The 25386-nt window shown below is 71.4% G+C and carries 19 protein-coding genes; 5 read left to right on the top strand and 14 right to left on the bottom strand.

The window, feature by feature from the left end:
* From AACH11_RS10085 to mltG, 11 genes are all read right to left on the bottom strand, one after another.
* On the bottom strand, window positions 1-395 hold a 395-nt coding region (locus AACH11_RS10085), incomplete at its 3' end, for a helix-turn-helix domain-containing protein (RefSeq protein ID WP_341374079.1).
* A 158-nt stretch (window positions 396-553) separates the two neighbouring features.
* Window positions 554-2863 (bottom strand): NACHT domain-containing protein, encoded by a 2310-nt coding sequence (locus AACH11_RS10080; protein ID WP_341374078.1) that lies wholly within the window; start codon window positions 2861-2863, stop codon window positions 554-556.
* Window positions 2864-3915: 1052 nt separating this feature from the next.
* A complete protein-coding gene (locus AACH11_RS10075) occupies window positions 3916-4968 on the bottom strand; it encodes an IS5 family transposase (protein WP_341374077.1) in 1053 nt (350 codons plus the stop codon).
* Between the two features lie 296 nt (window positions 4969-5264).
* On the bottom strand, window positions 5265-5852 hold the full coding sequence (locus AACH11_RS10070) for a peptide deformylase (RefSeq protein WP_341374076.1): 588 nt from the start codon (window positions 5850-5852) through the stop codon (window positions 5265-5267).
* 3 nt (window positions 5853-5855) lie between these two features.
* Window positions 5856-8039 (bottom strand): NAD-dependent DNA ligase LigA, encoded by a 2184-nt coding sequence (ligA, locus tag AACH11_RS10065; RefSeq protein ID WP_341374093.1) that lies wholly within the window; start codon window positions 8037-8039, stop codon window positions 5856-5858.
* A gap of 81 nt (window positions 8040-8120) precedes the next feature.
* Window positions 8121-8936, bottom strand: a complete 816-nt coding sequence (locus AACH11_RS10060) for a class I SAM-dependent methyltransferase (RefSeq protein WP_341374075.1) — start codon at window positions 8934-8936, stop codon at window positions 8121-8123.
* A gap of 84 nt (window positions 8937-9020) precedes the next feature.
* Window positions 9021-9806 (bottom strand): TatD family hydrolase, encoded by a 786-nt coding sequence (locus AACH11_RS10055; protein ID WP_341374074.1) that lies wholly within the window; start codon window positions 9804-9806, stop codon window positions 9021-9023.
* A gap of 56 nt (window positions 9807-9862) precedes the next feature.
* A complete protein-coding gene (locus AACH11_RS10050) occupies window positions 9863-10186 on the bottom strand; it encodes a PilZ domain-containing protein (protein ID WP_341374092.1) in 324 nt (107 codons plus the stop codon).
* Between the two features lie 233 nt (window positions 10187-10419).
* Entirely contained in the window at window positions 10420-11556 is a 1137-nt protein-coding gene (locus tag AACH11_RS10045; protein WP_341374073.1) for a DNA polymerase III subunit delta', read from the bottom strand.
* A 38-nt stretch (window positions 11557-11594) separates the two neighbouring features.
* Entirely contained in the window at window positions 11595-12398 is an 804-nt protein-coding gene (gene tmk / locus AACH11_RS24805; protein ID WP_423228724.1) for a dTMP kinase, read from the bottom strand.
* 249 nt (window positions 12399-12647) lie between these two features.
* Window positions 12648-13640 carry an endolytic transglycosylase MltG gene (gene mltG / locus AACH11_RS10030; protein WP_423228723.1) on the bottom strand — a complete coding sequence of 331 codons (993 nt, stop codon included), beginning with the start codon at window positions 13638-13640 and terminating at the stop codon, window positions 12648-12650.
* 124 nt (window positions 13641-13764) lie between these two features.
* Between mltG and ygfZ the strand changes: the two genes are divergently transcribed.
* Window positions 13765-14715 carry a CAF17-like 4Fe-4S cluster assembly/insertion protein YgfZ gene (ygfZ, locus tag AACH11_RS10025; protein WP_341374071.1) on the top strand — a complete coding sequence of 317 codons (951 nt, stop codon included), beginning with the start codon at window positions 13765-13767 and terminating at the stop codon, window positions 14713-14715.
* Window positions 14716-14781: 66 nt separating this feature from the next.
* On the opposite strand, the gene AACH11_RS10020 is transcribed toward ygfZ, so the two are convergent.
* The 3 genes from AACH11_RS10020 to aceA form a co-directional block, all read right to left on the bottom strand.
* Window positions 14782-15321, bottom strand: coding sequence for a GNAT family N-acetyltransferase (locus AACH11_RS10020; protein ID WP_341374070.1), 540 nt, complete (start codon window positions 15319-15321; stop codon window positions 14782-14784).
* Between the two features lie 156 nt (window positions 15322-15477).
* A complete protein-coding gene (locus AACH11_RS10015; protein ID WP_341374069.1) occupies window positions 15478-16446 on the bottom strand; it encodes an alpha/beta hydrolase in 969 nt (322 codons plus the stop codon).
* Window positions 16447-16867: 421 nt separating this feature from the next.
* Window positions 16868-18184 carry an isocitrate lyase gene (aceA, locus tag AACH11_RS10010; RefSeq protein WP_341374068.1) on the bottom strand — a complete coding sequence of 439 codons (1317 nt, stop codon included), beginning with the start codon at window positions 18182-18184 and terminating at the stop codon, window positions 16868-16870.
* 407 nt (window positions 18185-18591) lie between these two features.
* On the opposite strand from aceA, the gene AACH11_RS10005 reads away from it, so the two are divergent.
* From AACH11_RS10005 to AACH11_RS09990, 4 genes are all read left to right on the top strand, one after another.
* Complete coding sequence (locus AACH11_RS10005; protein WP_341374067.1) at window positions 18592-22140, top strand: response regulator; 3549 nt, start codon at window positions 18592-18594, stop codon at window positions 22138-22140.
* On the top strand, window positions 22127-23293 hold the full coding sequence (locus AACH11_RS10000; RefSeq protein ID WP_341374066.1) for an HD domain-containing phosphohydrolase: 1167 nt from the start codon (window positions 22127-22129) through the stop codon (window positions 23291-23293). Before AACH11_RS10005 ends, AACH11_RS10000 begins: the two co-directional genes overlap by 14 nt.
* Before the next feature lie 146 nt (window positions 23294-23439).
* Complete coding sequence (locus tag AACH11_RS09995) at window positions 23440-24822, top strand: hypothetical protein (protein WP_341374065.1); 1383 nt, start codon at window positions 23440-23442, stop codon at window positions 24820-24822.
* A 13-nt stretch (window positions 24823-24835) separates the two neighbouring features.
* Window positions 24836-25381: a hypothetical protein gene (locus AACH11_RS09990; protein WP_341374064.1), complete on the top strand. Its 546-nt coding sequence runs from the start codon at window positions 24836-24838 to the stop codon at window positions 25379-25381.
* Window positions 25382-25386 lie beyond the last annotated feature (5 nt).

Here is a 25386-nt window from a genome sequence, read left to right as displayed (position 1 = left end):
CGGGGCACGAGATAGATCGCTTGGTAGATGGTCTCGTGCGAGACGCGCTGGGACAGGTCATCACCGTGCATGCGCTTGAGTCTCCCAGCGATCTGCTCGGGCGACAACGCCCGGCGCAGCTCGCTGCGCACGAAGCGGCCCAGCGGCGAGTCCAGCATCGGGCCCAGCTTGCGCCGGCCCTTCTTGGCCGCGGTGCGGCGACGGGTGGCCAGCTGCTGCGCCGCCGCTGCCACATACGGCTTGCCCGCGCTGCGGTTGCGCCCGAGCTCCCGACTGATCGTCGACTTCGAACGGCCCAACTGCCGGGCGATCTCCGCCGGCTTCACGTCCTGGCTGCGCAGCAGGCTGATCTGCGTGCGCTCCTCGATGCTCAGGCTTGAATATGCTTGGCCCATCGCCTCAGGTCTTTGATTCAGTTCGGGTGTTGCGCTTCAGTTTAGAGTGCGCCCCTCCGCGCCGACGCGTGAGCGGCAGATCAGAAGGATGGCTGAGGGTCATGACTAATCAGGCTGCCTCATGTTCGCCGACATCTGCGCAGCTCAACTCGGCGTCGTCAATCTTTGCTCCCTTCAACCAACTTGAGAAACTCACTGTAGCTACCCCGTGCTCGCTCAAGGGAGCGCTCGATGGTCGACATCGACATGTCGAGCTTGTATCGCCGCTGTAGGCCGCCACCTCGCCACTGAACTTCGGTAAGCACGCCAGCAGCAAGGAGGTCCGGAATCACTGAGTCAAAAAAATACGGGGCAGATACCTTTCCAAGCCGCAGCTTGACGACTTCCTCATCGACGTGCGTACTGCGAAGAAATACCCGAAAGAAGCGCTCCAAGAGCTTAACGCGTTCGTCAAGTTCAAGCCCTGCGACATCTTCGGTGAGGTCTGCATTCTCGCTGTTGACGCTAGCACCAGCCCCGCGAAGCCCTCGATCCACTAGCAGCGGCTCGTACGTGTGCTCGCCCTCCGGGACATTTACGATTGAATCAACCTTGCACTCCAAGAACGAGGACCCTTCAAGAGACCGATCCCCTTCCAGGTCGATTCGTTCGAATTCACATTGGCGAAACCAAACGTCAGTGAGTCGCGACTTGCCGACCGAAGTCGGCTGAAACTGACACTCGACGAAAGTAGCTTTTGAGAGCGTTCGTCCAGCCAAGCTGCCCGGAGCGAAGATCAGTCCGCGCATCTCGATGTTGTGATCGCTCGAGTCAATGCACTCAGCGAGTCGAATCGCAAGTGCGCTGCAGTTCTCTTTGCAGAAGGTAAACCCCGCCTCAGCTACATTGACTTGGAGCACGCATCGTAGGGCCTGCAGCAGATCCGCCTTGATTCTGATCGCATGCTGCACGGCTTGCTCGGTCGTTGCCTGCGGAATCGGCGCCACAGACAAGAAGGTCTGCAACTCTCCCCTTGCCGCCCGAGTAAGCAGTTGCCCGAGTGATTCCCCAAGGTAGAAATTCTGGAAATCCTCGTGGTCGAATGCCAGCGTGCCCCCGCGCGCGGAGTCCGAAGCAAGCAGTGAGTGCTGCTTGACGCGTTCCTTGATCTGCCGAGTGGCCGCCGGGCCCTTGCCAAGCGACTCACCAAAGATGTCTACGATTACGTCCAGCACGTCGTGGCGTAGAGATGTGGATGATATCTGCCACATTTCCTGCGCTATCAGTGACAGCAGTTGATGATGCTCTTCGACAGTCAAGAGCGGTGTCATGACTTCGCCCGATACACGGGCAAGCCACTTCTCCGCAGCCTCTCGCTTAACGATCGCGTCGACGAAAGTGAAGAAGTAGTCGTGCGGGCTCTTGCCAAGAAGCTCTGACAGTTCCCGCTCATCTGCTCCGTCTGCAACTACATCGAACAGTCGGCGCACAAGAACCGCTCTTGTTAAGAGGGGATGATCTTCTCCCAAACGCGCCGCGACCAATTCATACACTTCCTCTGGCTTCGGAATCTTTCGAAGCTCTCCATACTTGAAAAACTGCTCTCTGCTCCAGCGCCGCAGGGCAAGTCTCGAAAACGACGCTGACCGATCGCCTATCGCGTCTAGCAGCTTGGCCTGAGTCTTGAAGCTTAGGTACTCAAAGAATGCTTTACGCGCAGCAACTATTAACGTGCCTGACGAGTCCAGCTGCTGGACGAGATTCCCCAGCGCCGAGACGGCCTCCCCTCTGGACCCTTCCACAAGCATCTCTTCGTAGCCATCGAAGGCCGGTATCACCACACCCAGACGAACTAGTTGTACGAATGCGTCGAAGTACAGATAATTGAACCTGAGCTTGTTTACCAACGCTGCAATGACTGCGTCGTCAAATGTGAGGAACGCGCGACCACTTAGTGGGACAGGAACGATCAGTGAACTTGTCCTTTTCTCCTTGAACCGCTCAGCCTGCAGTCTGGCTGCGCGACTGATCAAGGTCGTCTTTCCTTCACCTGCATCTGACGTCAGATACAGAACGGAAGTTGCGCCTGGAAGAGGCTTGGAGGCTCGCGTTAGCAGTGCCTCGACTGCGTCAGGGATCTCAAATTCAGTGGCGGATTCCACGGACTCAGCGAGATCAGGAGTCAAGAGCGCCGAGGGAACAACGAAGGGGAATCTTTCCGCAGCACCGGGAGTGCTTGAAGTTGATGCAATGATTCGATCAGCGAGTTGCGGGATCTTCGCGACTCGGTTGATTAACCACGCTCTCGCCGAGTATGTTTCACCGTTCTCTTCAATCCGAAGCTGCTGGTCGTCTCCGTCGGCGTACGAAATCGTCGCATCAATAACGTCATCTCGCACTTGGGCGACGACCTTTCCCAACCGAATGTCGACATCCGACGGCTCATCTGCAAAGGCGGTTAGCACTCTGCGAAAAGTGGTGATGTCCATATGGTCTCCTAAACTGTGAGTTGCCGGTAGGCTTGACCGGCGGCGTGGCGGAGCGTGCGCATCAGATGACTTTGGGTCCTCCAGCCAGGCTTTGTGTGAATGTGAGTCACATGACATCCAGCCTGCACAGCGAGCAGCACCCCTGGCCACATGTCTATGTCCGAAGAAACCACCACGAGGTCACTGGCGCCGGTAGTGAGCGAGTGCACAGCGATGTCTGCGACCAGCAGTGTGTCGACCATCTTTTGCTCGTCTCGCACGAGGACGTCGCCAAGCGTGGTTCCACAACCGGCCACCACGCAAGCCGTGGCCTGCGTAAAGCCATGATACGTACTCATTCCACAATTTGACTGCGAGGCGCACGCTGCCGGAGCACCTGATCTTGCGCGGAACTTTCGAAGTCCACGTTCGCGCACAAGAGTCTCTTCGAGAGAGATACCGCTTCCGAGCGGACCATCAGCCAGCTCAGTGGTCAGTCTGAAGGGATGAAGGGCGCCGCTGTGTTCTAGCTGGACTATGCATGGAGAGCCACTGCGGATGTCGGGAATCAACCGCTGAGCAGATGGCGTGAGGTTTCCCCGCTCGCGCCAGCCGCCGTACAGGCGAACCAGAACTGCACTGTGCCTCGCCAGCACATCCTCGGGGACGGCAGCCGCCAGTACGCGAGCCAGCGCTACTGGACCGGCTCCTTTGTGTCGTGGCTCGACGTTGTCGTAGTCGACCAGGATGACTAGGGTTGAGATTTGGGTACCCTCACTTTCCGGCGCGTCGGGATACGTTCATAGCAGGGCTGAATCGCCCCGGTTTTCCTAGACACCATCTAGCCTCTGGGAATGGCGCTGCTCGAACTCTACCGGCGAAAGGCCGGCAGTCGTCGAGTGGCGCCGCGTGGGGTTGTAGACAGGGCGATTGCATCAGGGCACTTCCCGAAACCCGTCTCAACGCCCTGAGACCGCCCGGAGCCGACCGTGACAGGCCCGCACATGCCTGCCGCAGCCGCCTGCAGCGCCTCACCGGCCCGTCCGCAGCCCGCGAACAAGTCCTGGCACCCCTCACACCACCCTCGCAGGCGGACTTCCGCTCTTGACCAGCCACGCCAGCCGCCGCGCGTTGTATGCCACGCGCGCCAGGCTCATCGCCCGTACGCACTTGCCGCCCTGCTGGTGCAGCGCCGCGAAGACGTGCTCGACCCGCGCCCGAGTCCGGCTGATCGTCTTGTTGCGCTGCTTGAGCCTCACCTTGGCCGTCTGGCCCGGCCGGGCCCGGCGCGCGATGCCGTCGCACAGCCCGTGCTGGCGCAGCGCCTGGCGATTGGCTTCGCTGTCGTAGGCGCGATCGGCCCACAAGCGGCCCCGCGTGTTGGCCGTCTGCAGCACCTTCGGCAGCTGGTGGCCATCGTCGGCATTGGCTGCCGTGATCGCGATGCGTCGGATCAGCTTGTAGCGTGCGTCCACGTTGCCGTGCAGCTTGTAGCCGTAGTACGACTTGCCGTGCTTCTGCGTCCAACGCGCATCCTGATCGGTGTGCGCCAGCCGCTTCTTGCTCCAGCCTGCAGGGTCCTCGCCCTTGTTCAGCGTCTTGCGCTCCTGGGTGGTGGCCTGCGTGATCGGCGCCTGCACGATGCTCGCATCGACGATCTGCCCGCCGCGCGGGATGTAGCCATGACGCTGCAACTGCTGGCTCAGCGTCTCGAAGATCGCCTTGGCCCCCAGTCCGCCGTGGGCCAAGCGCTGTCGGAACGACCACAGCGTGCGCGCATCCGGAATGTGCAGTGCGCCATCGAGCCGACAGAAGCGCTGGAAGCTCAGACGGTCGAGCACCTGGTGCTCGCACTGCTCGTCCGCCAGGTTGTACAGGCCCTGCAGGAAGACCATGCGCACCAGTACCTCGGTGGCGTACGGCGGGCGGCCGCCCTTGCTGCGGTCGGGCCGGGGGCAGGCCCGATCCACCGCAGCAGCCATCGCCCCGAAGTCGATCAGCTCGTCCATCGCCGCCAGGCTCTGCACATAACCTTCGAGCTTGGCCTTGCGCTGGCGCACCAGGAACAGATCGTCGGGCGCCTCCTCAGGGAAGAACGCGGAGGGCTTGATGCGCGGGCTGATCATGAGGGGCGATGTTGCCGCAGGTCAGCGCGGGGTGGGGGCGTCAGGCGCGGGGTTTCAAGAAGTGCCCCTCTGGGTTCACCGCCCGCGCTGCAGTTCAAGGTTGACACCAACAAGTCCAGAGTTGAGAGCCGACAAGCATTCACGGCGTGTACAGCCGTCGCTAGGCCGCACCTGTGTGCCGCTCATTCTGGCCGCTGGGTGACAGCCAGCCAAGACCGGTGTGCAAATGTCACATCACGGCATCGTGCAGGTCTGGCTTCGATCAACGGTAAGCCCCCACCCAGCCACCCTCCCCCTCACCCCCCCGGCACCCCATCCCCCAACTCCGGAAACAACACCGCCGTGTACCCCAGCGTCGTCAGGTCGCGCATGCGGGTCGGGTACAGGCGGCCGATCAGGTGGTCGCACTCGTGTTGCACCACGCGGGCGTGGAAGCCTTCGGCCTCGCGGTCGATGGGGCGGCCTTCGGGGTCGGTGCCGGTGTAGCGGATGCGGCGCCAGCGGGGCACCTGGCCGCGCAGGCCGGGCACGGACAGGCAGCCTTCCCAGCCGTCTTCTTCTTCCGGCCCGGTGTCGGGGGCATCGGCCGTCAGTGGGGTGCTCAGCGGGGCGGTCAGCGGCGTGATCACCGGGTTGCACAGCACGGTGCGGGGCACCGGGGGCTGGTCGGGGTAGCGCGGGTTGATCTCGCCGCTGCCGAAGACCACCACCTGCAGGTCGACGCCGATCTGCGGGGCGGCGATGCCGGCGCCGTGGGCGGCGGCCATGGTGTCCAGCAGGTCGCGCACCAGGGCGTGCAGTTCGGGTGTGTCGAAGGCGGGCACCGGCCGGGCCACGCGCAGCAGGCGGGCGTCGCCCATCTTCAGGATCTCGCGCACGGGCATGGTTCAGGCCTCCGGGCTGGGGTCGGCGGGGGTGGCAGGCGCCGCGTCGGGCGTGGTGGGGGCGCCGGCGGTGCCGGGTGCGCCGGGCAGTTCGCCGGTGGCCAGCACGGCGTGCAGGCCGGCTTCGTCCAGCACGGGGATGCCGAGGGTCTGGGCCTTCTCCAGCTTGCTGCCGGCTTCGGCGCCGGCCACCACGGCCCAGGTCTTCTTGCTGACGGAGCCGGCCACCTTGCCGCCGGCGGCCTCCACCAGGGCCTTGGCGTCGTCGCGGCCGAGGGTGGGCAGGGTGCCGGTCAGCACCAGGGTCTTGCCGGCCAGGGTCTGCGGCACGGTGGTGGCGCCCTCGCCTTCGGGCCAGGTGATGCCGGCCGCGCGCAGGCGCTCGACCACCTCGCGGTTGTGCGGCTGGTCGAAGAAGGCGCGGATGGCGTGGGCCACGATGGGGCCGACGTCGGGCACCTGTTGCAGCTCGGCCTCGGGCGCGTCCATCAGCTTGTCCAGGCTGCCGAAGTGGCGGGCCAGCTCCTTGGCGGTGGCCTCGCCCACCTGGCGGATGCCGAGGGCGAACAGGAAGCGGCCGAGGGTCGTCTGCTTGCTGCGCTCCAGGCCGTCCAGCAGGTTCAGCGCGCTTTTCTCGCCCATGCGCTCCAGGGCTGTCAGCTTGGCCAGGCCGAGGGTGTAGAGCTCGGGCAGCGTGCGGATCAGGCCGCTGTCCACCAGCTGGTCGACCAGCTTGTCGCCCAGGCCCTCGACATCCATCGCGCGGCGGCCGGCAAAGTGCAGCAGGGCCTGCTTGCGCTGGGCCGGGCAGTACAGGCCGCCGACGCAGCGGTAGTCCATGCCGCCCTTCTCGCGTTCGGCCGGGCTGCCGCAGGCCGGGCAGGTGCGTGGCCAGATGCGGAAGTTGGGCACGTAGCCGGCGCGCTCGCCGGGGATGCGGCCCACCACCTCGGGGATCACGTCGCCGGCCCGCCGCACGATCACCCGGTCGCCCACGCGCACGCCCTTGCGCCGGGTCTCGAACATGTTGTGCAGCGTGGCATTGCTGACGGTGGTGCCGCCGACGAACACCGGCGCCAGCTTGGCCACCGGCGTCAGCTTGCCGGTGCGGCCGACCTGGATCTCGATGCGCTCCAGCAGCGTGGCCTGCTCCTGCGCGGGGTACTTGTGGGCGACGGCCCAGCGCGGCTCGCGGGTGACGAAGCCCAGCCGGCGCTGCAGGGCCAGGCTGTCGACCTTGTAGACCACGCCGTCGATGTCGAAGGGCAGCGCGTCGCGGCCGGCGCCGACGCGGCGGTGGAAGTCGGCCAGGCCGTCTGCGCCCTCGACGACGGCGCGGGTGTCGCACACGGGCAGGCCGAAGTCGGCCAGGGCCTGCAGGATCTGGCTGTGGGTGGCGTCGTCAGCTTCAGGCAGGGCCCAGCCCTGCACCTCGCCCAGGCCGTAGGCGTAGAAGCTCAGCGGGCGCTGGGCGGCGATGGCCGGGTCCAGCTGGCGCACGGCGCCGGCCGCGGCATTGCGCGGGTTGACGAAGGTCTTGTCGCCGCGCTCGCGCTGGCGTTCGTTCAGGGCCTCGAAGTCGTCGCGGCGCATGTAGACCTCGCCGCGCACCTCCAGCACCGGCGGCCAGGCGCTGCCCTGCAGGCGCAGCGGCACGCCGCCACCGGCGCCGGCATGGCCGCGCACGGTGCGGATGTTCTGCGTGACGTCCTCGCCGGTCTCGCCGTCACCGCGGGTGGCGGCCTGCACCAGCACGCCGTGCTCGTAGCGCAGGTTGATGGCCAGGCCGTCGAACTTCAGCTCGACGCTGTAGGCCACCGGCGGGGCGTCCTCGGCCAGGCCCGCCTCGCGCCGCACGCGGGTGTCGAAGGTGGTGGCGCCGGTGGGCTCGGTGTCGGTCTCGGTGCGGATGCTGAGCATGGGCACCGCGTGGGGCACGGGCGTGAAGCCGTCGAGCACGGCGCCGCCCACGCGCTGGGTCGGGGAATCGGCGGTGCGCAGCGCGGGCCAGCGGGATTCGAGGGCCTGCAGTTCCTGGAACAGGCGGTCGTACTCGGCGTCCGGGATCTCCGGTGCGTCGAAGACGTAGTAGCGCTCGGCGTGGTGGGTCAGTTGCGCGCGCAGGGCGGCGGCACGGGCGGCCTCGGCCGGCGGGATGTCGGGCTCGGACGGCGCGGCGGAGAACAGATCGGGGGCGGGACCGGTGGACACAGGCGTCGGGGCGTGGGGCCGGCCGCCGGCCGCGCTCCGGTCCGCTCGACCCCGGCGTCAGGTACGGGGCGCGGCGGGCGGCGCGGCCGCTGCGGCGGCGTCAGGTGGGGAAATCGGCGCGTCGGGGGCGGCCGGTCGTTCGAAGACGGCGACGTAGATTTCACCACGCAAGTCCGCCGGCAGCCGGCTGAAGCGGGCGAAGGCGCGCGCCAGCGTGCGCTTCAGGCGCGAGCCCTCGACCAGGCTGTGCCCGGCCCCGAACGAGCCCTGCCACAGCGTGCGGAAGCCCGCCTCGCCGAAGGCCTTGCCGATCTGCCACTGCGACAGCGGGCTGATGTGGCCCTGGTTGCGGTACTCGACGTCGTTGAACCACAGGTGCATGCCGGTGCGGGCGTACACCATCACCGAGGCCGGGCTGTCGACGTTGGGCGTGGTCAGGATCAGGCGGCCGCCGGGCGGCAGCAGCGCGTGGCACTGGCGCGCGAAATGGCGCGGGTTCTCCAGGTGCTCGATGATCTCGGAGGCCAGGATGGCGGCGATGCCCTCCCCGGCGAAGGCGGGGGCGAAGTCCTGGTTCAGGTCGCACTGGCGGAACGGGATGTCGCGCGGGCGGAAGTTCTCGCCGACGTAGTCGACGCCGGTGGGCCGGTAGCCCAGATCGGCCAGGCGCCGGCACATCGCGCCCGAGCCGGCGGCCAGATCGATCAGCCGCGCGCCGGGCTGAAACCAGCGCTGCACCTGCCCGGCCAGGTACGGATGCAGGCCGGCGAGTGCGTGGACCTGCAGGCCCTGGTAGGCGTTGCCGTCGGCCGCGCGCTGGGCGGCGGCGCGGAAGTGATCGACCAGGACGGTGGGCTGCACGGGATCGGACATCGCGGAGGTCTCCTCTGCGCCCTGTCCGGCCGCCGGCGCGGCGCTCCGTTCAGGGACGTGTCATGCGGGCATCACGGCCGGTCCTCACAGCGGCGGCAGGGCGAACAGGCGGTTGGCGTTGGCGGTGGTCGCGGCGGCGATCTCCTCCAGCGGCAGGCCCTTGGCGTCGGCGAGGTGGCGGGCCACCAGCGGCACCCAGGCCGGCGTGTTCGTCTTGCCCCGATGCGGCATCGGCGCGAGGTAGGGGCTGTCGGTCTCGATCAGGCAGCGGTCCAGCGGCACGAACGAGGCGACCTGGCGCAGATCGGCCGCGTTCTTGAAGCTCAGGATGCCGGAAAACGAGATGTGGAAGCCCATGTCCAGCGCTGCCCGGGCGACCTCGGCCGTCTCGGTGAAGCAGTGGAACACGCCGCCCGCCTCGCGCCCACCCTCTTCCTGCAGGATGGCCAGGGTGTCGGCGCTGGCGCTGCGGGTGTGGATCACCAGCGGCTTGGCGCAGGCCCGCGCCGCGCGGATGTGCACGCGCAGGCGCTCGCGCTGCCAGGCCATGTCGGCGATGCCGCGGCCGTTCAGGCGGTAGTAGTCGAGCCCGGTCTCGCCGATGGCCACGATGCGCGGGCGCGCGGCCAGGGCCAGCAGGGTGTCGACGTCGGGCTCGGTCACGCCCTCGTTGTCGGGGTGCACGCCGACGGTGGCCCACAGGTTCGGGTGGGCGGCGGCCAGGGCCTGCACCGCGTCGGCCTCCTCCAGCGTGGTGCAGATGACGACGGCGCGCCGCACCGAGGCGGCGGCCATCGCGTCGAGCACGGCCGGCAGCTGGCTGGCGAGCTCGGGGAAGGTCAGGTGGCAGTGGGAATCGATGAAGTCCACGGTGTTCCAGGGCGGGCGCGGCACGCGCCCGGCGCCGGACGCCACCACCACCCGTGTCAGACGGTCTGGGTGGGTTTCTGCGACGAGATGTGCGTGCCGAGGATTTCCTCGATGCGCGCCCGCAGCACGGCGGATTTCTCGTCGGACGGGAAGGCGACGCCCACGCCCTGCGTGCGGCCGCCGGAGACGTTGCCGGGCGTGATCCAGGCCACCTTGCCGGCGACCGGATAGCGCTGCGGGTCGTCGGGCAGGGTCAGCAGCAGGTAGATGTCGTCGCCCAGGTGGTACTCGCGCGTGGTGGGCACGAACAGGCCCCCGAAGGCCAGCACCGGCATGTAGGCGGCGTACAGCGCGCCGCGCTCGCGGAAGACCAGCTGCATCACGCTGGGCCGGCCGGAGGCCGTGGTGCCGCCGGCGGGCCGGCGCGGGCTGACCGGCGCCCCGAGGTTGTTGCCGAGCTGGGTCTGCGCGCTCAGGCCGGCCAGCGCGGTCTGCCCGCCCAGGCCCATCATGTTGGTCGGCGCGAAGGCGGCACCGCCATCGTCGGACGCCTGGACACCGGGCGCCTCGCCCATCGGCACCAGGGACAGCGGAGGCAGGGAAGCGTCGGAGCTCATGCGCCCGAGTGTAGCGAAGCGCGCCCGGCGGGCCCCCCGCGTGCGGCGCCGGCGCGGGCCGGTCCGCGGGGCCAGCAGGCGGCGCCCTGCTCCACCAGGGATTCGAGCAGCAGTGGCGCGTTCCAGGGGTGTTCGTCGTGGCGCGCGGTGCGCATCAGGGTGCGCTGCCAGTCCAGCAGCGCGGGCAGCGCCGGGGCGCCCGCCGGCCAGTTCGCGTCGGCGAAGAAGCGCGGGGCGCCACCGACGGCGCGCGCGGCCGCGTCGTGGGCGAACTTCAGCAGCAGATCGAGCACCCGCGGCAGCGCGCGCCCGGCCAGGGCAGAGCCGTCACCGCGCGCCAGCTGCTGCGGCAAGGCGGCCAGCAGCGTGCCGTCCAGCCCCTCCTCGGCCCAGACCAGCGCCTCCAGCGGGCTGCCGCCGGTGGCCGCCAGCAGGGCCTCGGCCTGCGCCAGGCCGCGGGCCTCCAGCCAGGCGCGCGCATCGTGCGGGGCGGGCAGCGGCAGCACCAGCTTCTGGCAGCGGCTGCGCACGGTGGGCAGCAGCTGCTCGGCATCGGTGGTGGTGAGGATCAGGCGCTGGCCGGCGGGCGGCTCCTCCAGCGTCTTCAGCAGCGCGTTGGCCGCCGGGGTGTTCAGCGCATCGGCCGGGTGCAGCACCAGGCACTTGCCACGGCCGCGGCCGCTGGTCTGCTGGGTCCAGGCGATGCCCTGACGCACCTGATCGACCTTCAGGTCCTTGCTGGGCTTGGCCTCGCCCTTGGCCAGCCGGCCCTCGTCCTCGCCCAGCCAGCCCAGGCGCACGCGCCAGGCCTCGGGCAGCAGCAGCAGCAGATCGGGGTGGACGCGGGTGGCCACCAGATGGCAGCTGGCGCAACGGCCGCAGGCCAGCGGGGTGCGGCCGTCATCGAGGGTGCGGGGCGACTCGCACAACTGGGTCTGGGCCAGCAGCAGCGCGAACTCCAGATGACCGACGCCGGCCGCGCCCTGCAGCAGCAGCGCGTGGCTGCGCTGCAGCCGGTGGGCGGCCTGCAGCGGCGCGGCCAGCCAGGGCAGCGGCAGCGTGCCGTCGGCGGCCACGCCGGGCACCAGGGGCTCGGACGTGCGGGCAGGACTACGGGGCGTGGAGGTGGCCATGGAGAGCGTCGGGCGCGGAACGGACGGGTCGCGGATTGTCAGGCTTCGGCGCCCCAGGGCCGGGCGGCGAGCGCGGCCAGCGCGGCGGCGCGCACCTCGTCCAGCGGGCGGCCGGCGTCGATGCGCTGGATGCGCTGCGGATGGGCGGCGGCGCGTCGGGCATAGCCGTCGCGCACGCGGTCGAAGAAGGCCAGGTCCTCGGCCTCCAGGCGGTCGGCCTCGCGGGCGGCGGCGCGGCGGCGCGCGGCCTCGGCCGGGTCGACGTCGAACCACAGCGTGAGGTCGGGTTGCAGCAGGGGCTCGGCGAGCGGCGCCGCGGGCGCGACGGCCCCGGTGGCAGCGGTGGCAGCGGTGGCAGCGGTGGCAGCGGTGGCAGCGGCAGGCGAGCCCCCCTCACCGGCCGCTGCGGCCGCCGCTGCCAAGGCGCTCTCACGGCTCTCACCGCCCTCGGCCGTCGGCAGCCCGCGGCTGACCCAGGTCTCCAACGTGGCCAGCACGGCGGTGTCGAAGCCGCGGCCGGCGCCCTGGTAGGCGAAGGTGGCGTCGGTGAAACGGTCGCACAGCACCCAGGTGCCGGCGGCCAGCGCGGGGGCGATCACGCGCTGCAGATGGTCGCGCCGGGCGGCGAAGACCAGCAGCGCCTCGGTCAGCGCGTCCATCTCGCGGTGCAGGAAGAGCGCGCGCAGGGCCTCGGCCAGCTCGGTGCCGCCAGGCTCGCGGGTGCGCAGCAGCGGGTGGCCGGCGGCCTCGATGGCCTCGGCCAGCGCCTGCACATGGCTGGACTTGCCCGCGCCGTCGATGCCCTCGACGGTGATGAAGCGGCCTCGGGCGACGGCGGGCACGGCCGGCGATGCGTCGGCCGGCACGGCGGTGGGATTCGGGCCACGGGAAGCGGGATCAGGATGCACGGCGCGGGAGGGGCGGAAGGGGCTGAAGGGGGCGGGATCGGGAACAGGATCGGGATCGACCGGCAGGACGGGTCGGACGCCCTTGGGCGCGGCCGCGGCATCGGCCGCGGCATCGGCCGCGGCATCGGCCGCGGGCGGCGGTGGTCGCACGGCGGAGTGCTGAGTGCGGAGTACGGGCGGCGCTCAGGGCGGACTGGCGCGCCGCTGGTAGCGGTCGACGGCCCGATTGTGGGCCGCCAGATCGTCGCTGAAGACGCTGCTGCCGTCGCCGCGGGCGACGAAGTACAGCGCGCGCGTGGCCTCGGGGTGCAGCGCGGCCTGCAGCGCGGCGCGGCCGGGCATGGCGATCGGGGTCGGCGGCAGGCCGCGGCGGGTGTAGGTGTTCCACGGCGTGTCGCGGCGCAGGTCGGCGCGGCGCAGGTCGCCGTCGAAGGCCGTGCCCAGGCCGTAGATCACGCTCGGGTCGGTCTGCAGCGGCATGCCCAGGCGCAGGCGGTTGATGAAGACGCCGGCGATGCGGCCGCGGTCGGCGGCCAGCCCGGTCTCCTTCTCGACCAGCGAGGCCAGGATCAGCGCCTCGTCCGGGCTGCGCAGCGGCAGATCGGGCGCGCGCTGCGCCCAGGCGGCGTCGAGCGTGCGCTGCATGGCCTGCGCGGCGCGGCGCATCACCGTCAGCTCGCTGACGCCGGGGCCGTACAGATAGGTGTCGGGCAGGAAGCGGCCCTCGGGCGCGCGGCCGGCCAGGCCGAGGGCGGCCATCAGCGCGGCGTCGTCGAGGTGGGCGGCCTCGTGGCGCAGGCCGGGCGCGCGGGCCAGTTCCTCGCGCCAGCGGCGGAAGGTCCAGCCGTCGATCAGGCGCACGGCCTGCATCACGCTGTCGCCGGCGACCATGCGCTGCAGCAGGTCGCGCACGCTGTCGCCGGGCTGCAGCCGGTAGCTGCCGGCGCGGATCTGGCGGGCCTGACCGCTGACGCGGAACCAGGCGTAGAGCAGGCGCTCGTCGACGTCGACACCGGCGGCCACCCAGTCGCGGGCGATCTGGCGCGGCGCGGTGCCCGGCTCGATCGACAGCTCGGCACCGGCCGCAGGCAGCGGCAACGGCCGCTGCAGCCACCAGGCCACGCCGCCGGCCACGGCCAGCCCCGTGACGAGCACCAGCAGCAGGGCCCGGGTCAGCAGGCGCGCCAGCCCAGGTCCCGCGCGCCGTGGCGGACGGGGCTTCAGGCGGCGAGTGCGCGACTCGGCCATGCGGACGGCAGGGGCAGGCGGAACATGGGGCGTGATGATAATAATGACGCGCATGAGCACCACTGCCCTCCCCGCCGGCGCCCTGCGCCTGACCGACTGGGGCCTGATCGAGGCCCAGGGTGCCGATGCAGCGAAGTTCCTGCACGGCCAGCTGACCCAGGATGTCGACCACCTGAACGCCGGCACCGCCCGCATCGGCGGCTACTGCTCGGCCAAGGGCCGGCTGCTGGCCAGCTTCATCTTCTGGCGCCCGCAGCCCGAGCGCGTGTGGCTGGCCTGCAGCGCCGACCTGCTGGCACCCACGCTCAAGCGGCTGTCGATGTTCGTGCTGCGCGCGCAGTGCAAGCTGGCCGATGCGTCGGCCAGCCAGGCCGTCTGGGGCCTGGTGGGCGCGGCTGCCACCGCCTGGCTGGGTGAGGCCGCGCCGGCCGCGGCCTGGGCCACCACCGAGCGCGACGGCGCCCAGATCGTGCGCCTGCCGGACGCCAGCGCCACCGACGGCGCCGCGCCCTGCGCCCGTTATCTGCTGGTGCAGCCGGCCGAGGCGCCGGCGCCCGCCTTGCCGGCGCTGGAGGCCGCCACCTGGGCCGCGCTGGAGGTGCGCAGCGGCGTGCCGCGCATCGTCGCGGCGACGGTCGAGCAGTTCGTGCCGCAGATGGTCAATCTGGAGTTGGTCGGCGGCGTGTCCTTCCAGAAGGGCTGCTATCCGGGCCAGGAGGTGGTGGCGCGCAGCCAGTACCGCGGCACGCTCAAGCGCCGCGCGATGCTGTTCGACAGCCCGGTGGCGCTGAGCCCGGGCCAGGAGATCTTCCACAGCGCCGATCCGGGCCAGCCGGCCGGCCTGGTGGCGCTGGCCGCGGCGCGTGCCGATGGCGGCGCCACGGCGCTGGTCGAGATCAAGCTGGCGGCGTGCGCCGAGGGCTCGCTGCACGCGCTGGCGGCCGACGGCCCGGCCCTGCAGCCCGTGGCCCTGCCCTACGCACTGCCGACCGAGGCGGCCTGAGCGGCGCGGCCGGCACCGCCGGGCCCAGGGCCCTGCTGATCGGCCGTCACCCGACGGCCGGCGGGCTCAGCCCAGCCGGCGCGCCATCTCGATGTGCTCGATGCCGGCCTCGACGAAGACCTCGCCGTCGACCGCATAGCCGGCGCGCTCGTAGAAGCCGCGGGCGCTGAGCTGGGCATGCAGGCGCAGCTCGCGGTCGCCGCGGGCCACGGCGGCCTCGGTCAGTGCCCGCAGCAGCGCGGCGCCGATGCCGCGCCCCCGCCCACGCGGCAGCACCGCCATGCGGCCGACCTTGGCCACGCCGGCCTCGGCCGGCAGCAGACGACCGGTGCCGATGACGCCGCCGTCATCCTCGGCCAGCGCATGGACGCAGAGGGCATCGGCCTCGTCGAGCTCCAGCTCGGCCGGCACGCCCTGCTCCTCGACGAACACGCGCTGGCGCACGACCGAGGCGGCCGGGCCCAGCGTCGCCCAGTCGCCGGTGCGCACGCGCAGGGCCGGCGAGGCGTCGGCAGGCGTGGCCGGCACGCTGCGCACGGCGGACGGGGGCGCGGCATCCGGCGTCGGGCCGGACGGGGACGATGGCGTGTCGGGGAGCTGGCTCATGAGCGCGATGTTCCCACGGCCGGCGCCGGGCGGACGCGCGGCGGCACCGGCACCGGCACGGCACGGCACGGCACGGCACCGGCACGGCATGTTGCATGCGTGGCATGGCGCAGCGCAGCGTGACGCGACAAGGCGCGGCGCCACGGCGCCACGCCATCACGGCCGCGGCGTGCCGGTGGCCGCGGCCAGCGCGGTGGCCGCCCAGTCCTGCGCCGCCAGCGCCTCGGGCAGCGCGCGGCCCATCTTGATGAAGTCGTGGGTGACGCCGCGCACCAACTCCAGATCGACCGCCACGCCCTCGGCGCGCAGGCGGTCGCCCCAGGCCAGGCCCTCGTCGACCAGCGGATCGCATTCGGCCAGCAGCAGGGCCGTCGGCGCCACGCCGGCCAGATCCGGCGCCAGCAGCGGTGCATAGCGCCAGTCGTGGCGTCGGGCGCGGGGCGCGTAGTGGTCGAAGAACCAGTCCAGCGTGACCGCGTCCAGCAGGACGCCCTGGGCATGCAGGCGCCGGCTCGGCCAGGCGTCGTCGGGCGCCACGCCGGGGGTGATCAGCAGCTGCAGGGCCAGCGCCAGGCCGGCATCCCGGGCCTGCAGCGCGGTCACGGCGGCCAGCGTCGCGCCGGCCGAATCACCGCCGACGGCCAGGCACGACGGGTCCAGGCCGAGCGCTGCCGCGCCGCCATCGGCCAGCCAGCGCAGCGCCAACCAGAGGTCGTCGACCGCGGCCGGGAACGGGTGCTCGGGCGCCAGCCGGTAGTCGACGGCCAGCACGGCCACGCCCGAGCGCCAGCACAGCTGGCGGCACAGGCTGTCGTGGGTCTCCAGCCCGCCGATGACGAAGCCGCCACCGTGCGCATACAGCAGCACGGCCGGCCGGTCGATGTCCGGATGCCGGTACAGGCGCGCAGGCAGGCCCTGGCCGGGCGCGTCGAAGGCGCGGGCCGGCGGCTGCGTCAGGTTCAGGTCGCGGGCCAGCACCCGCCGCTCGCGCGGCAGGTCCAGCACCTCGGCCACGCGGACGTAGGCGGCGCGGGCCTGCTCGGGGCTCTGGCGGTGCCAGGGCAGCTGGCCGGCGCGGGCGATGCGCTCGACCAGGCCCTGCATGCGGGGCGACAGGCGGCTCATCGCCGGCGCTGCGCCCGGGCGGGGCACCGGTTCGTGACCATGATGGCGACCGTGACCGCGATCGCGATCGCATCCGCAAAAGGGCCCGGCCCCCGAGCGGACCCGTCACCCGCGCACGCCAGCCGCCGCCACAACCGCTGCCTCACCCACCGACCATCGTCTTGCACCATGGCGCGATGATCGCGCATCGCCACGGGCATGGCTGCGCCACGCGGGCCGGCGCGGTGTCGGCCCGTCCGGGCTCCGGACGCACGATCCGGACGCACGAAGGGCCCGGCATGGCCGGGCCCTTGAGCCGTACCGACCTCCCCAGGCCGACACGGCAGGCAGGGCCTCGACCGTCCTGCACGGCCGATGCACTGCGTGGCGGGCATGTGTCGCGGGCCCCGGCGCCCTCACGCCGGGTCCGCGCCCGTGAAGATCAGTGGAACTGCTCTTCCTCGGTCGAGCCGGTCAGCGCCTTGACGCTGGACGAGCCGCCCTGGATGACGGTGGTCACGTCGTCGAAGTAGCCGGCGCCGACTTCCTGCTGGTGCGACACGAAGGTGTAGCCCTTTTCGCGAGCGGCGAATTCCGGCTCTTGCACCATCTCGGTGTAGTGCTTCATGCCTTCGCCGCGGGCGTAGGCGTGGGCGAACTGGAACGTGTTGTACCAGTTGATGTGGATGCCGGCCAGCGTGATGAACTGGTACTTGTAGCCCAGGGCCGACAGGTCTTCCTGGAAGGCGGCGATCTGCTTGTCGTCCAGGTTCTTCTTCCAGTTGAACGAGGGCGAGCAGTTGTAGCTCAGCAGCTTGCCCGGGCAGGCGGCGTGCACGGCCTGCGCGAACTCACGGGCGAAGCCGATGTCAGGCACGCCGGTTTCGCACCACACCAGGTCGGCGTAGGGCGCGTAGGCGACGCCGCGGCTGATGGCCTGCTCCAGACCGTTCTTGACCCGATAGAAGCCTTCCTGGGTGCGTTCGCCGGTGACGAAGGGCTTGTCGTTGTCGTCGCAGTCGCTGGTCAGCAGGTTGGCGGCTTCGGCATCGGTGCGGGCCAGCACGATGGTGGGCACGCCCATCACGTCGGCGGCGAAGCGCGCGGCGATCAGCTTCTCGACCGCTTCACGGGTCGGCACCAGCACCTTGCCACCCATGTGGCCGCACTTCTTGACGGCGGCCAGCTGGTCTTCGAAGTGCACGCCGGCAGCGCCCGACGCGATCATGTTCTTCATCAGCTCGAAGGCGTTCAGCACGCCGCCGAAACCGGCTTCCGCGTCCGCGACGATCGGCAGGAAGTAGTCGACGAAGCCTTCGTCACCGGGGTTGATGCCGCGGCCCCACTGGATCTCGTCGGCACGCTTGAAGGTGTTGTTGATGCGGCGGACCATCGTCGGCACCGAGTCGTAGGCGTACAGCGACTGGTCCGGGTACATGGTCTCGGAGGTGTTGCCGTCGGCGGCGACCTGCCAGCCCGACAGGTACACGGCTTCCAGGCCGGCCTTGGCCTGCTGCATCGCCTGGCCGGCGGTGATCGCGCCGAAGGCGTTCACGTAGCCCTTCTTGGCGCCGCCGTTGACCTTCTCCCACAGCTTCTCGGCGCCGTTCTTGGCCAGCGTGTACTCGGGCTGCATGCTGCCGCGCAGGCGGACGACGTCAGCGGCGCTGTAGCCGCGCTTGACGAGCTTCCAGCGGGGGTTTTCAGCCCAGTCCTTTTCGAGGGCGGCGATCTGTTGTTCGCGGGTCAGCTTGGTCATCGTGAGCTCCTGAGCAAGGGGTCGGAAGACGGGGGGTTGAGCGATTCAGTGCCTCTAGCGTAACGGCGCACCTCGTTCAGGCCAACACTTATGTCTTATAGAAGACTAAATTTGTTGTCCTTGAAAATCAATGACTTGCGGTCGTCATTCCATGATGCGGCAAGTCATTTGACCCCGTGAAAGCATCTGCTGCGCCGCAGCAGACGAATTTTCCGCATGGCGGAAAGCCGTTTGCACCGGCGAAACGCGCGGCCGGTCTCGGGGGCCCTCGCGCCCGTCGGCCGCCGGCGGGCACGGCCGACGGCGCTTTTCCGCGCATGGGCCGGGCCGATTCCAGCGCAGGATCGCCGCAGCGCCCGCTCCGTCCCGGAACAGGCGCCGCCCCGCCTGGAACGACGAGCCTCCCGATGCGCCTGAGCAGACAATCCCGCGGTTTCTTCGCGCTGGTGATGTGCACCGCCGTGGCCAACGGCGGCCTGCTGACGCTGATCCAGCGGGCCGACAGCCGGGTCCAGGTGGCGCTGAACGCCCGCGAGGCCGCCAGTGGCCTGACGCGGCAGCTGGTGCAGGAGGTCGATCTGCTGTCGCAGCTGGTGCAGGGCTACACCACCACCGGCGACACCCGCTACCTGGAGATCTACTACGACATCCTGGCCGTGCGCGACGGCGAGGCCCCGATGCCGGCCACCGAGGATCCGGCCCAGTACTGGCGCGAGATGCTGGCCAACCAGCGCACACCGCGCAGCGCGCTGGGCAAGTCGGGCGCCACCGTGCGGCTGGGCGAGCGTTTCCGTCAGGTCGGCGCGACGGCCGAGGAGCTGGCCGCCGTCAACCGGGTGCTGGAGGACACGCGCGAGCTGATGGGCATCGAGAAAATCGCCTTCGCCGCCACCCAGGGCCTCTATGACCGCCAGCGTCAGCAGTTCGTCGATGACGGCACGCCCGATCCGGCCTACGCCCGCGAACGCGTCCACGACCAGACCTATGCCGCCCAGCGCGCCCGCCTGACCGACAGCGTCTCGCGCCTGGTGCGGCTGATCGACACGCGCACCGGCACCCAGGTGGCCCAGGCCCATGACGAGCTCAGCCGCATGGTGCTGTCCAGCCTGGGGCTGAACCTGCTGCTGCTGCCGCTGCTGCTGGCGGTCTCGGCCCTGCTGCAGCGCCGCGTGCTGCGGCCGCTGGACCGGCTGGCCGCCACCGCGCGCCGCCATGCCCAGGGCGACTACGAGGCCCGCGCCGGCCTGGCCCGCGGCCAGACCGACGAGCTCGACGACCTGTCGGACGCGCTGCAGCAGATGGCCGAGGCCATCCGCGACGAGCTGCAGCGGCGCGACCGCCACCAGGCCGAGCTGGCCGCCGCGCGCGACGTGGCGCAATCGGCGGCGCAGGCCAAGACGCTGTTCCTGGCCAACATGAGCCACGAGATCCGCACGCCCATGAACGCGATCATGGGCATGACCGAGCTGGCGCTGCGCACCGATCTGGACGCCCGCCAGCGCGACTACCTGGACAAGGCGATGCAGGCCTCACGCCACCTGCTGGGCCTGATCAACGACGTGCTGGACTTCTCCAAGATCGAGGCCGGCGGCCTGGTGCTGGAGCGCACGCCGATGCGGCTGGAGGACGTGCTGGCGCAGTCCATCGCCCTGGTGCGCCAGAAGGCCCAGGACAAGGGCCTGGAGCTGCTGTGCGAGATCCTGGATCCGGCCCTGCTGACCCGCCACGCGGTGCTGCTGGGCGATCCGCTGCGGCTGGGCCAGGTGCTGACCAATCTGCTGTCCAACGCGGTCAAGTTCACGCCGGCCGGCCAGGTCTGCCTGAGCGTGGACAGCGAGCCGCTGGACGCGCTGCCGCCGGTGGCCGAGGGCGACGGCCCGCACGCGGGCGGCCTGGTGCCCACCATCGGCCTGCTGCTGCGGGTGCGCGACACCGGCATCGGCCTGAGCGCCGAACAGACCCAGCTGCTGTTCCGCGAGTTCGTGCAGGCCGATGCCTCGACCACCCGGCGCTTCGGCGGCACCGGGCTGGGCCTGGCCATCACCAAGCGCCTGGTCGGCCTGATGGGCGGACGGCTGGAGGTGCGCAGCCAGCCCGGGGCCGGCGCCACCTTCGACGTGCACCTGAGCCTGCCGCTGGCCGAGCGGCCCGATCTGCCGCAGGCCATGCCCGGCGTCGATGCGCTGCGGGTGCTGGTGGTCGATGACCAGCGCGACACCCGCGTCTGCGTGCAGGCCCTGCTGCAGCGCCTGGGCGTGGGCACGGCCGCCGGCGGCCGGGTGGCGTGCGCCGACAGCGGCACCGCCGCGCTGGCCCAGCTGGCCGAGGCCAGCAGTCGCCAGCTGCCCTACGACCTGATGCTGCTGGACTGGGTGCTGCCCGACATGGACGGCGCCCAGCTGCTGGGCCGCCTGCGCCAGCTGCCCGACGCCCCGCGGGTGGTGGTGATGACCGCCTACGGCTCGCCGCAGCTGCAGGCCACCGCCCGGGCCCTGGGCAGCATGCGCCAGATCGACAAGCCGGTGATGCCGGAGGACCTGCGCCGGCTCTTCGCCGAGGTCGACGAACGGCCGGCCGGTGGCGGCCGGGCCGGGGCCGGCGACCGTCTGGACGGCCTGCGCGTGCTGCTGGTCGAGGACAACGAGATCAACCGCCAGCTCGCCACCGAGCTGCTGGCCGGCCGCGGCGCCCGCTTGCGCAGCGCCGACAACGGCCTGGAAGCGCTGGAGCGCCTGCGCGCCGACGGCCCCGGCGCCTACGACGTGGTGCTGATGGACCTGCAGATGCCGGTGATGGACGGCTACGAGGCGGTGCGCCGCCTGCGCCAGATGCCGGCCTACGACGGCCTGCCGGTGCTGGCGATGACGGCCCACGCGATGGCCGGCGAGCGCGAGCGCTGCATCGAGCTGGGCATGCAGGGCCACATCGCCAAGCCGATCGACGTGCAGCGCCTCTACGCGCAACTGCGCCCCTACGTGAGCGCCGCCGCCCCCGATGCACGGCCGGCCGCGACGGCATCGAGCGCCCCGTCGGCGCCCCGGACACCGGCGCCCGACGCCAGCGCCCACGGCGCCGACACGCAGGCCTCGGCGCTGCCGCCCATCCCCAGCGTCGACACCCGGCTGGTGCTGGCCCATTGCGACGGCAACGCCAGCCTGGCGCGCCGCCTGCTGCGCGGCTTCGCCCGCGACCATGCGCTCGGCATCGCCGAATGGACGCGCTGGGTCGCCCAGGAGGACTGGGAAAGCCTGCGCCGCGCCAGCCACACGCTGCGCGGCCTGGCCGGCACCCTGGGCGCACACACGCTGGCCGAAGCCATGGCGGCGGTCGAGGCCGCGGTGCAGGTGCGCGAGGCGGCTGCCACCCGGCAGGCCCTGCAGCAGGCCGACCAGGTGCTGGCCCGGGTGCTGACCGATCTGGACCAGGTGGCCGACCAGCTCGGCGCGGTGCCGGTCGCGCCGGCCGCCGGCCCGGCGCGCACGCCCGCGGCCGGCGGCGGGCCGGAGGCCCCCGGGAGCGCGCCAGCCGATCCGGCCGACGCAGCGCGCGGTCCGACCGACCGCAGCGCCCCGGCGCCCGGCGACACCGCCTCCGGCCCGCCCGATGCCGGCCCGCCCGATGCCAGCGCTCGCGCGGCGCCCGACTGGTCGGCCTTCGCCCGCCTGCTGGCCGACAGCGACAGCGCGGCCCTCGGCTGGTGGTTGCAGCACGGCGAGACCGCCCGCACCACCGTGCCACCGGTGACCTGGCGCCAGATCGGCCATGCGCTCGACCGCGTGGACTTCGACGCCGCCCTGGCCACGCTGGCCCAGTGGCAGGCCCACGACCGTGACATGCGCACGCCGGCGCAGACCGGCGCCGCGTCGGCGCTTCAGCCCGGCATCGCATCGACCGATGCCCGAGACGACGGCCCTGCCAGGGCGACCCAGCCCCCGCCCGACCATGCATCCGTGTGACCTGCCCGAGGGGCTGCTGCCGGCCTCCGCCCTCGCCATCGACGCGTCCCCGACGACGCCGTTGCCGGGCGCGGCGGCACGCCCGCGCCTGCTGGTGGTCGACGACACGCCGGCCAATCTGGCGCTGCTGGCCCATCTGCTCGACGGCCAGTACCGGGTGCAGCTGGCGCCGGGCGGCGCCAAGGCGCTGGAGCTGGCCCGGCGCGAGCCGCCGGACCTGATCATCCTCGACATCATGATGCCCGAGCTCGACGGCTACGCCGTGTGCCGGGCGCTCAAGGCCGATGCCCGCACGGCCCACGTTCCGGTGCTGTTCCTGACCGCGCTGAGCCGGCCCGAGGACGAGAGCGCCGGCTTTGCCGCCGGCGGTGCGGACTTCATCCACAAGCCCTTCAACCCGGCCACCGTGCTGGCCCGGGTGGCCACCCAGCTGCAGCTCAAGGCCAGCCAGGACCAGCTGCGGGCCTACAACCGCGGCCTGCGCTCGGCACTCGACGAGCGGCTGCGCGAGGTCGACCTGCTGCGCGAGGCCACGCTGCACGTGATGGTGTCCTTCGCCGAGTTCCGCGACGAGGACACCGGCCACCACGTCAAGCGCACCCAGGAGTACGTGCGCGCGCTCGGCGACTGGCTGCGCCAGCAGCCCGGCAGCGGCGTCACGCTCGACGATGCGGCGCTGGAGCTGCTGGCCAAGTCCGCGCCGCTGCACGACATCGGCAAGGTCGCCATTCCTGACGGCATCCTGCTCAAGCCCGGCCGGCTGACGACCGAGGAGTTCGCGATCATGCGCACCCACGCCGTGCGCGGCTGGGAGATGCTGCAGCGCGCGGCCCAGCGCATGGGCACCTCCGGCAGCGACTACCTGCGCTACGGCATGGAGATCGCCCGCCACCACCACGAGCGCTGGGACGGCAGCGGCTATCCCGACAGCCTGGCCGGCGAGGCGATCCCGCTGTCGGCCCGGCTGATGGCGGTGGCCGACGTCTACGACGCGCTGATCAGCCGCCGGCCGTACAAGGCGCCCTACCCCCATGCCGAGGCCATGGCCGAGATCATCGCGGCCGCCGGCAGCCATTTCGACCCCGCCGTGGTGGGCGCGCTGCGGGCCATCGAGCCCACGGTGCGCGCCATCGCCGAACACTGGCACGACTGACGATGCACGACACCGCCCCCCCTGACCGCGCCGCCGCGGCGACGCCACGGCCGCGCCGATCCGCCGGCACCGGCGGCGGACCGCAGCCGACGGCCGGATCGCGCGGCCACGACGGCCCTCCGGGCAGGCCGCGGCTGTGGGGGGCCGTGCTGCTCGCCGCCCTGGCCGCACCGCCGGCCTGGGCCCAGGCCGGCGCCCCGCTCGACGGGTCGGCCGACGGCGCGCCGGACGGGGCGTCCATCGCGCGGACCGGGCCCGCGTCGCCCGCGCTGTCCCCCGAGGCGGCGCCCACGCTGCCGGCCGCCGGCTCCGTGCTGACCTGGTCGGGCTACGGCACGCTCGGCTACAACCGCTCCAACCGCGATTTCATCTACCTGCGCGAGATCGACCGCCAGGGCACGCTCAAGCGCGACAGCGTGCTGGGCCTGCAGGCCGATCTGCGGATCGATCCGCATTGGTCAGCCACGGCGCAGCTGCGCCTGGGCCCGCGCGAGGACTCGGACCATGGCGTCGAGGTGCGACCGGCCTGGGCCTTCCTGGCCTGGCGGCCCGATGACGACTGGCTGCTGCGGGCCGGGCGCATGCGGGTGCCGCTGTACCTGTACTCCGAATCGATCGACGTCGGCCAGACACAGGACATGGCACGGCTGCCGGTCGAGGCCTACGGCATCGCGCCGACCAACGACTTCAACGGCCTCTACCTGACCCGCTACTGGTCGAACGACCGCGGCGAGCTCAGTCTGGACGCCTATGCCGGCCATGCCGATTCCTGGATCCGCTTCTGGCTGCGCGACGGCCTGCCGGGCATGGTGCCGTCCGGCGCCTTCCACGCGGCCGCCCGCACACGCCTGGGCGGACTGGCCCTGACCTGGCGGCAGCCGGGGCTGACGCTGCACGGCAGCCTGATCGCCACCAGCAACCGGCGCAAGGACGGCGTCGGCCTGCCGCAGTCCTTCCCCTACGTCAGCCTGGGCCCGGGCATCGGCTACTACGTGGTCGACGAGGCACTGGGGCCCGGCCTGACCCGGGTCGACCGGGTGCGCAACCTGACCTGGTCGCTGGGCGCCGAATGGCGCTTCGACGCCGACTGGCGGCTGGTGGCCGAGCATGTGCGCAATCGCCAGAAGGACACCGACTTCGGCATCGACGCCACCGGCGACTACGTGACGCTGCTGACGCGGGCCGGGGACTGGACGCCGTACGTCAGCGTGGCGCGCATGCGCTCGCGCGAGCTCGGCTTCGACTGGTTCGACCGCCTGACCACCCACCCGCTGCCGTCCGTGGTGCCGGGTGCCGACGCGATCAACGGGCTGCAGCGGGTGGTCGCCGAAGCCCTGTGGCCGACCGAGCAGCAGACCGTGGCCGTGGGCGCCGCCTGGGCGCTGGGGCCGTCGCTCAAGCTCAAGGGGGAATGGGGGCACACCCGCATCGGCCGGCGCTCGCGCTTCGTCGATGCGCGGCCGGGCAGCGACGACGTCCGGCAGCGCAGCCTGGACGTGCTGACGCTGAACCTGAACTGGGTCTACTGACGCGGAGCGCACGATGACGATGCCTCTGCCTTCACCTCTGTCCGCCACGGCCACGGCCACGGCCACCGCCATCGCCGCCGATGCCCGTGCGGGCGGCCGTGCCCTCGATCCCCGGGCCGACCTCGCCCGGCGTCGCTGGCTGCAGGCGTTCGGCCTGACGGTCCTCGGCGTCGCGCCCGCCGGCCGGCTCGCCCATGCCGCCGGCGGCGATGGCGGCGTGGTCATCGTCGGCCACCCGGGCCTGGGCCGGCTGAGCCCGGCCCAGGTGGTCCGGCTGTACACCGGCCGCATGATCGAGCTCGACAACCAGTCGGTCAGCGTGGTGAACGCGCCGGCCGGCAGCCCGCTGCGCCTGCGCTTCCTGCAGCAGTACCTGCAACAGGACGACGCCGACTACCGCGCCTACTGGACGGTGCGCCGCCACATCGGCAAGGGCTTGCCGCCGCCCGAACTGCCGACCGCCGCCGACGTGCTGCGCCATGTCGGCAGCCAGCCGGGCGGCATCGGCTACATCGACGCGGCCGATCTGCGGCTGGGGCTCAACGTGCTGCTGCGCTGACGCAC

This window comes from Pseudaquabacterium rugosum, assembly GCF_038066575.1.
In the GTDB taxonomy this organism is placed as follows: Bacteria; Pseudomonadota; Gammaproteobacteria; order Burkholderiales; family Burkholderiaceae_C; genus Pseudaquabacterium; species Pseudaquabacterium rugosum.
This window is presented reverse-complemented; position numbering and strand designations above follow the sequence as displayed.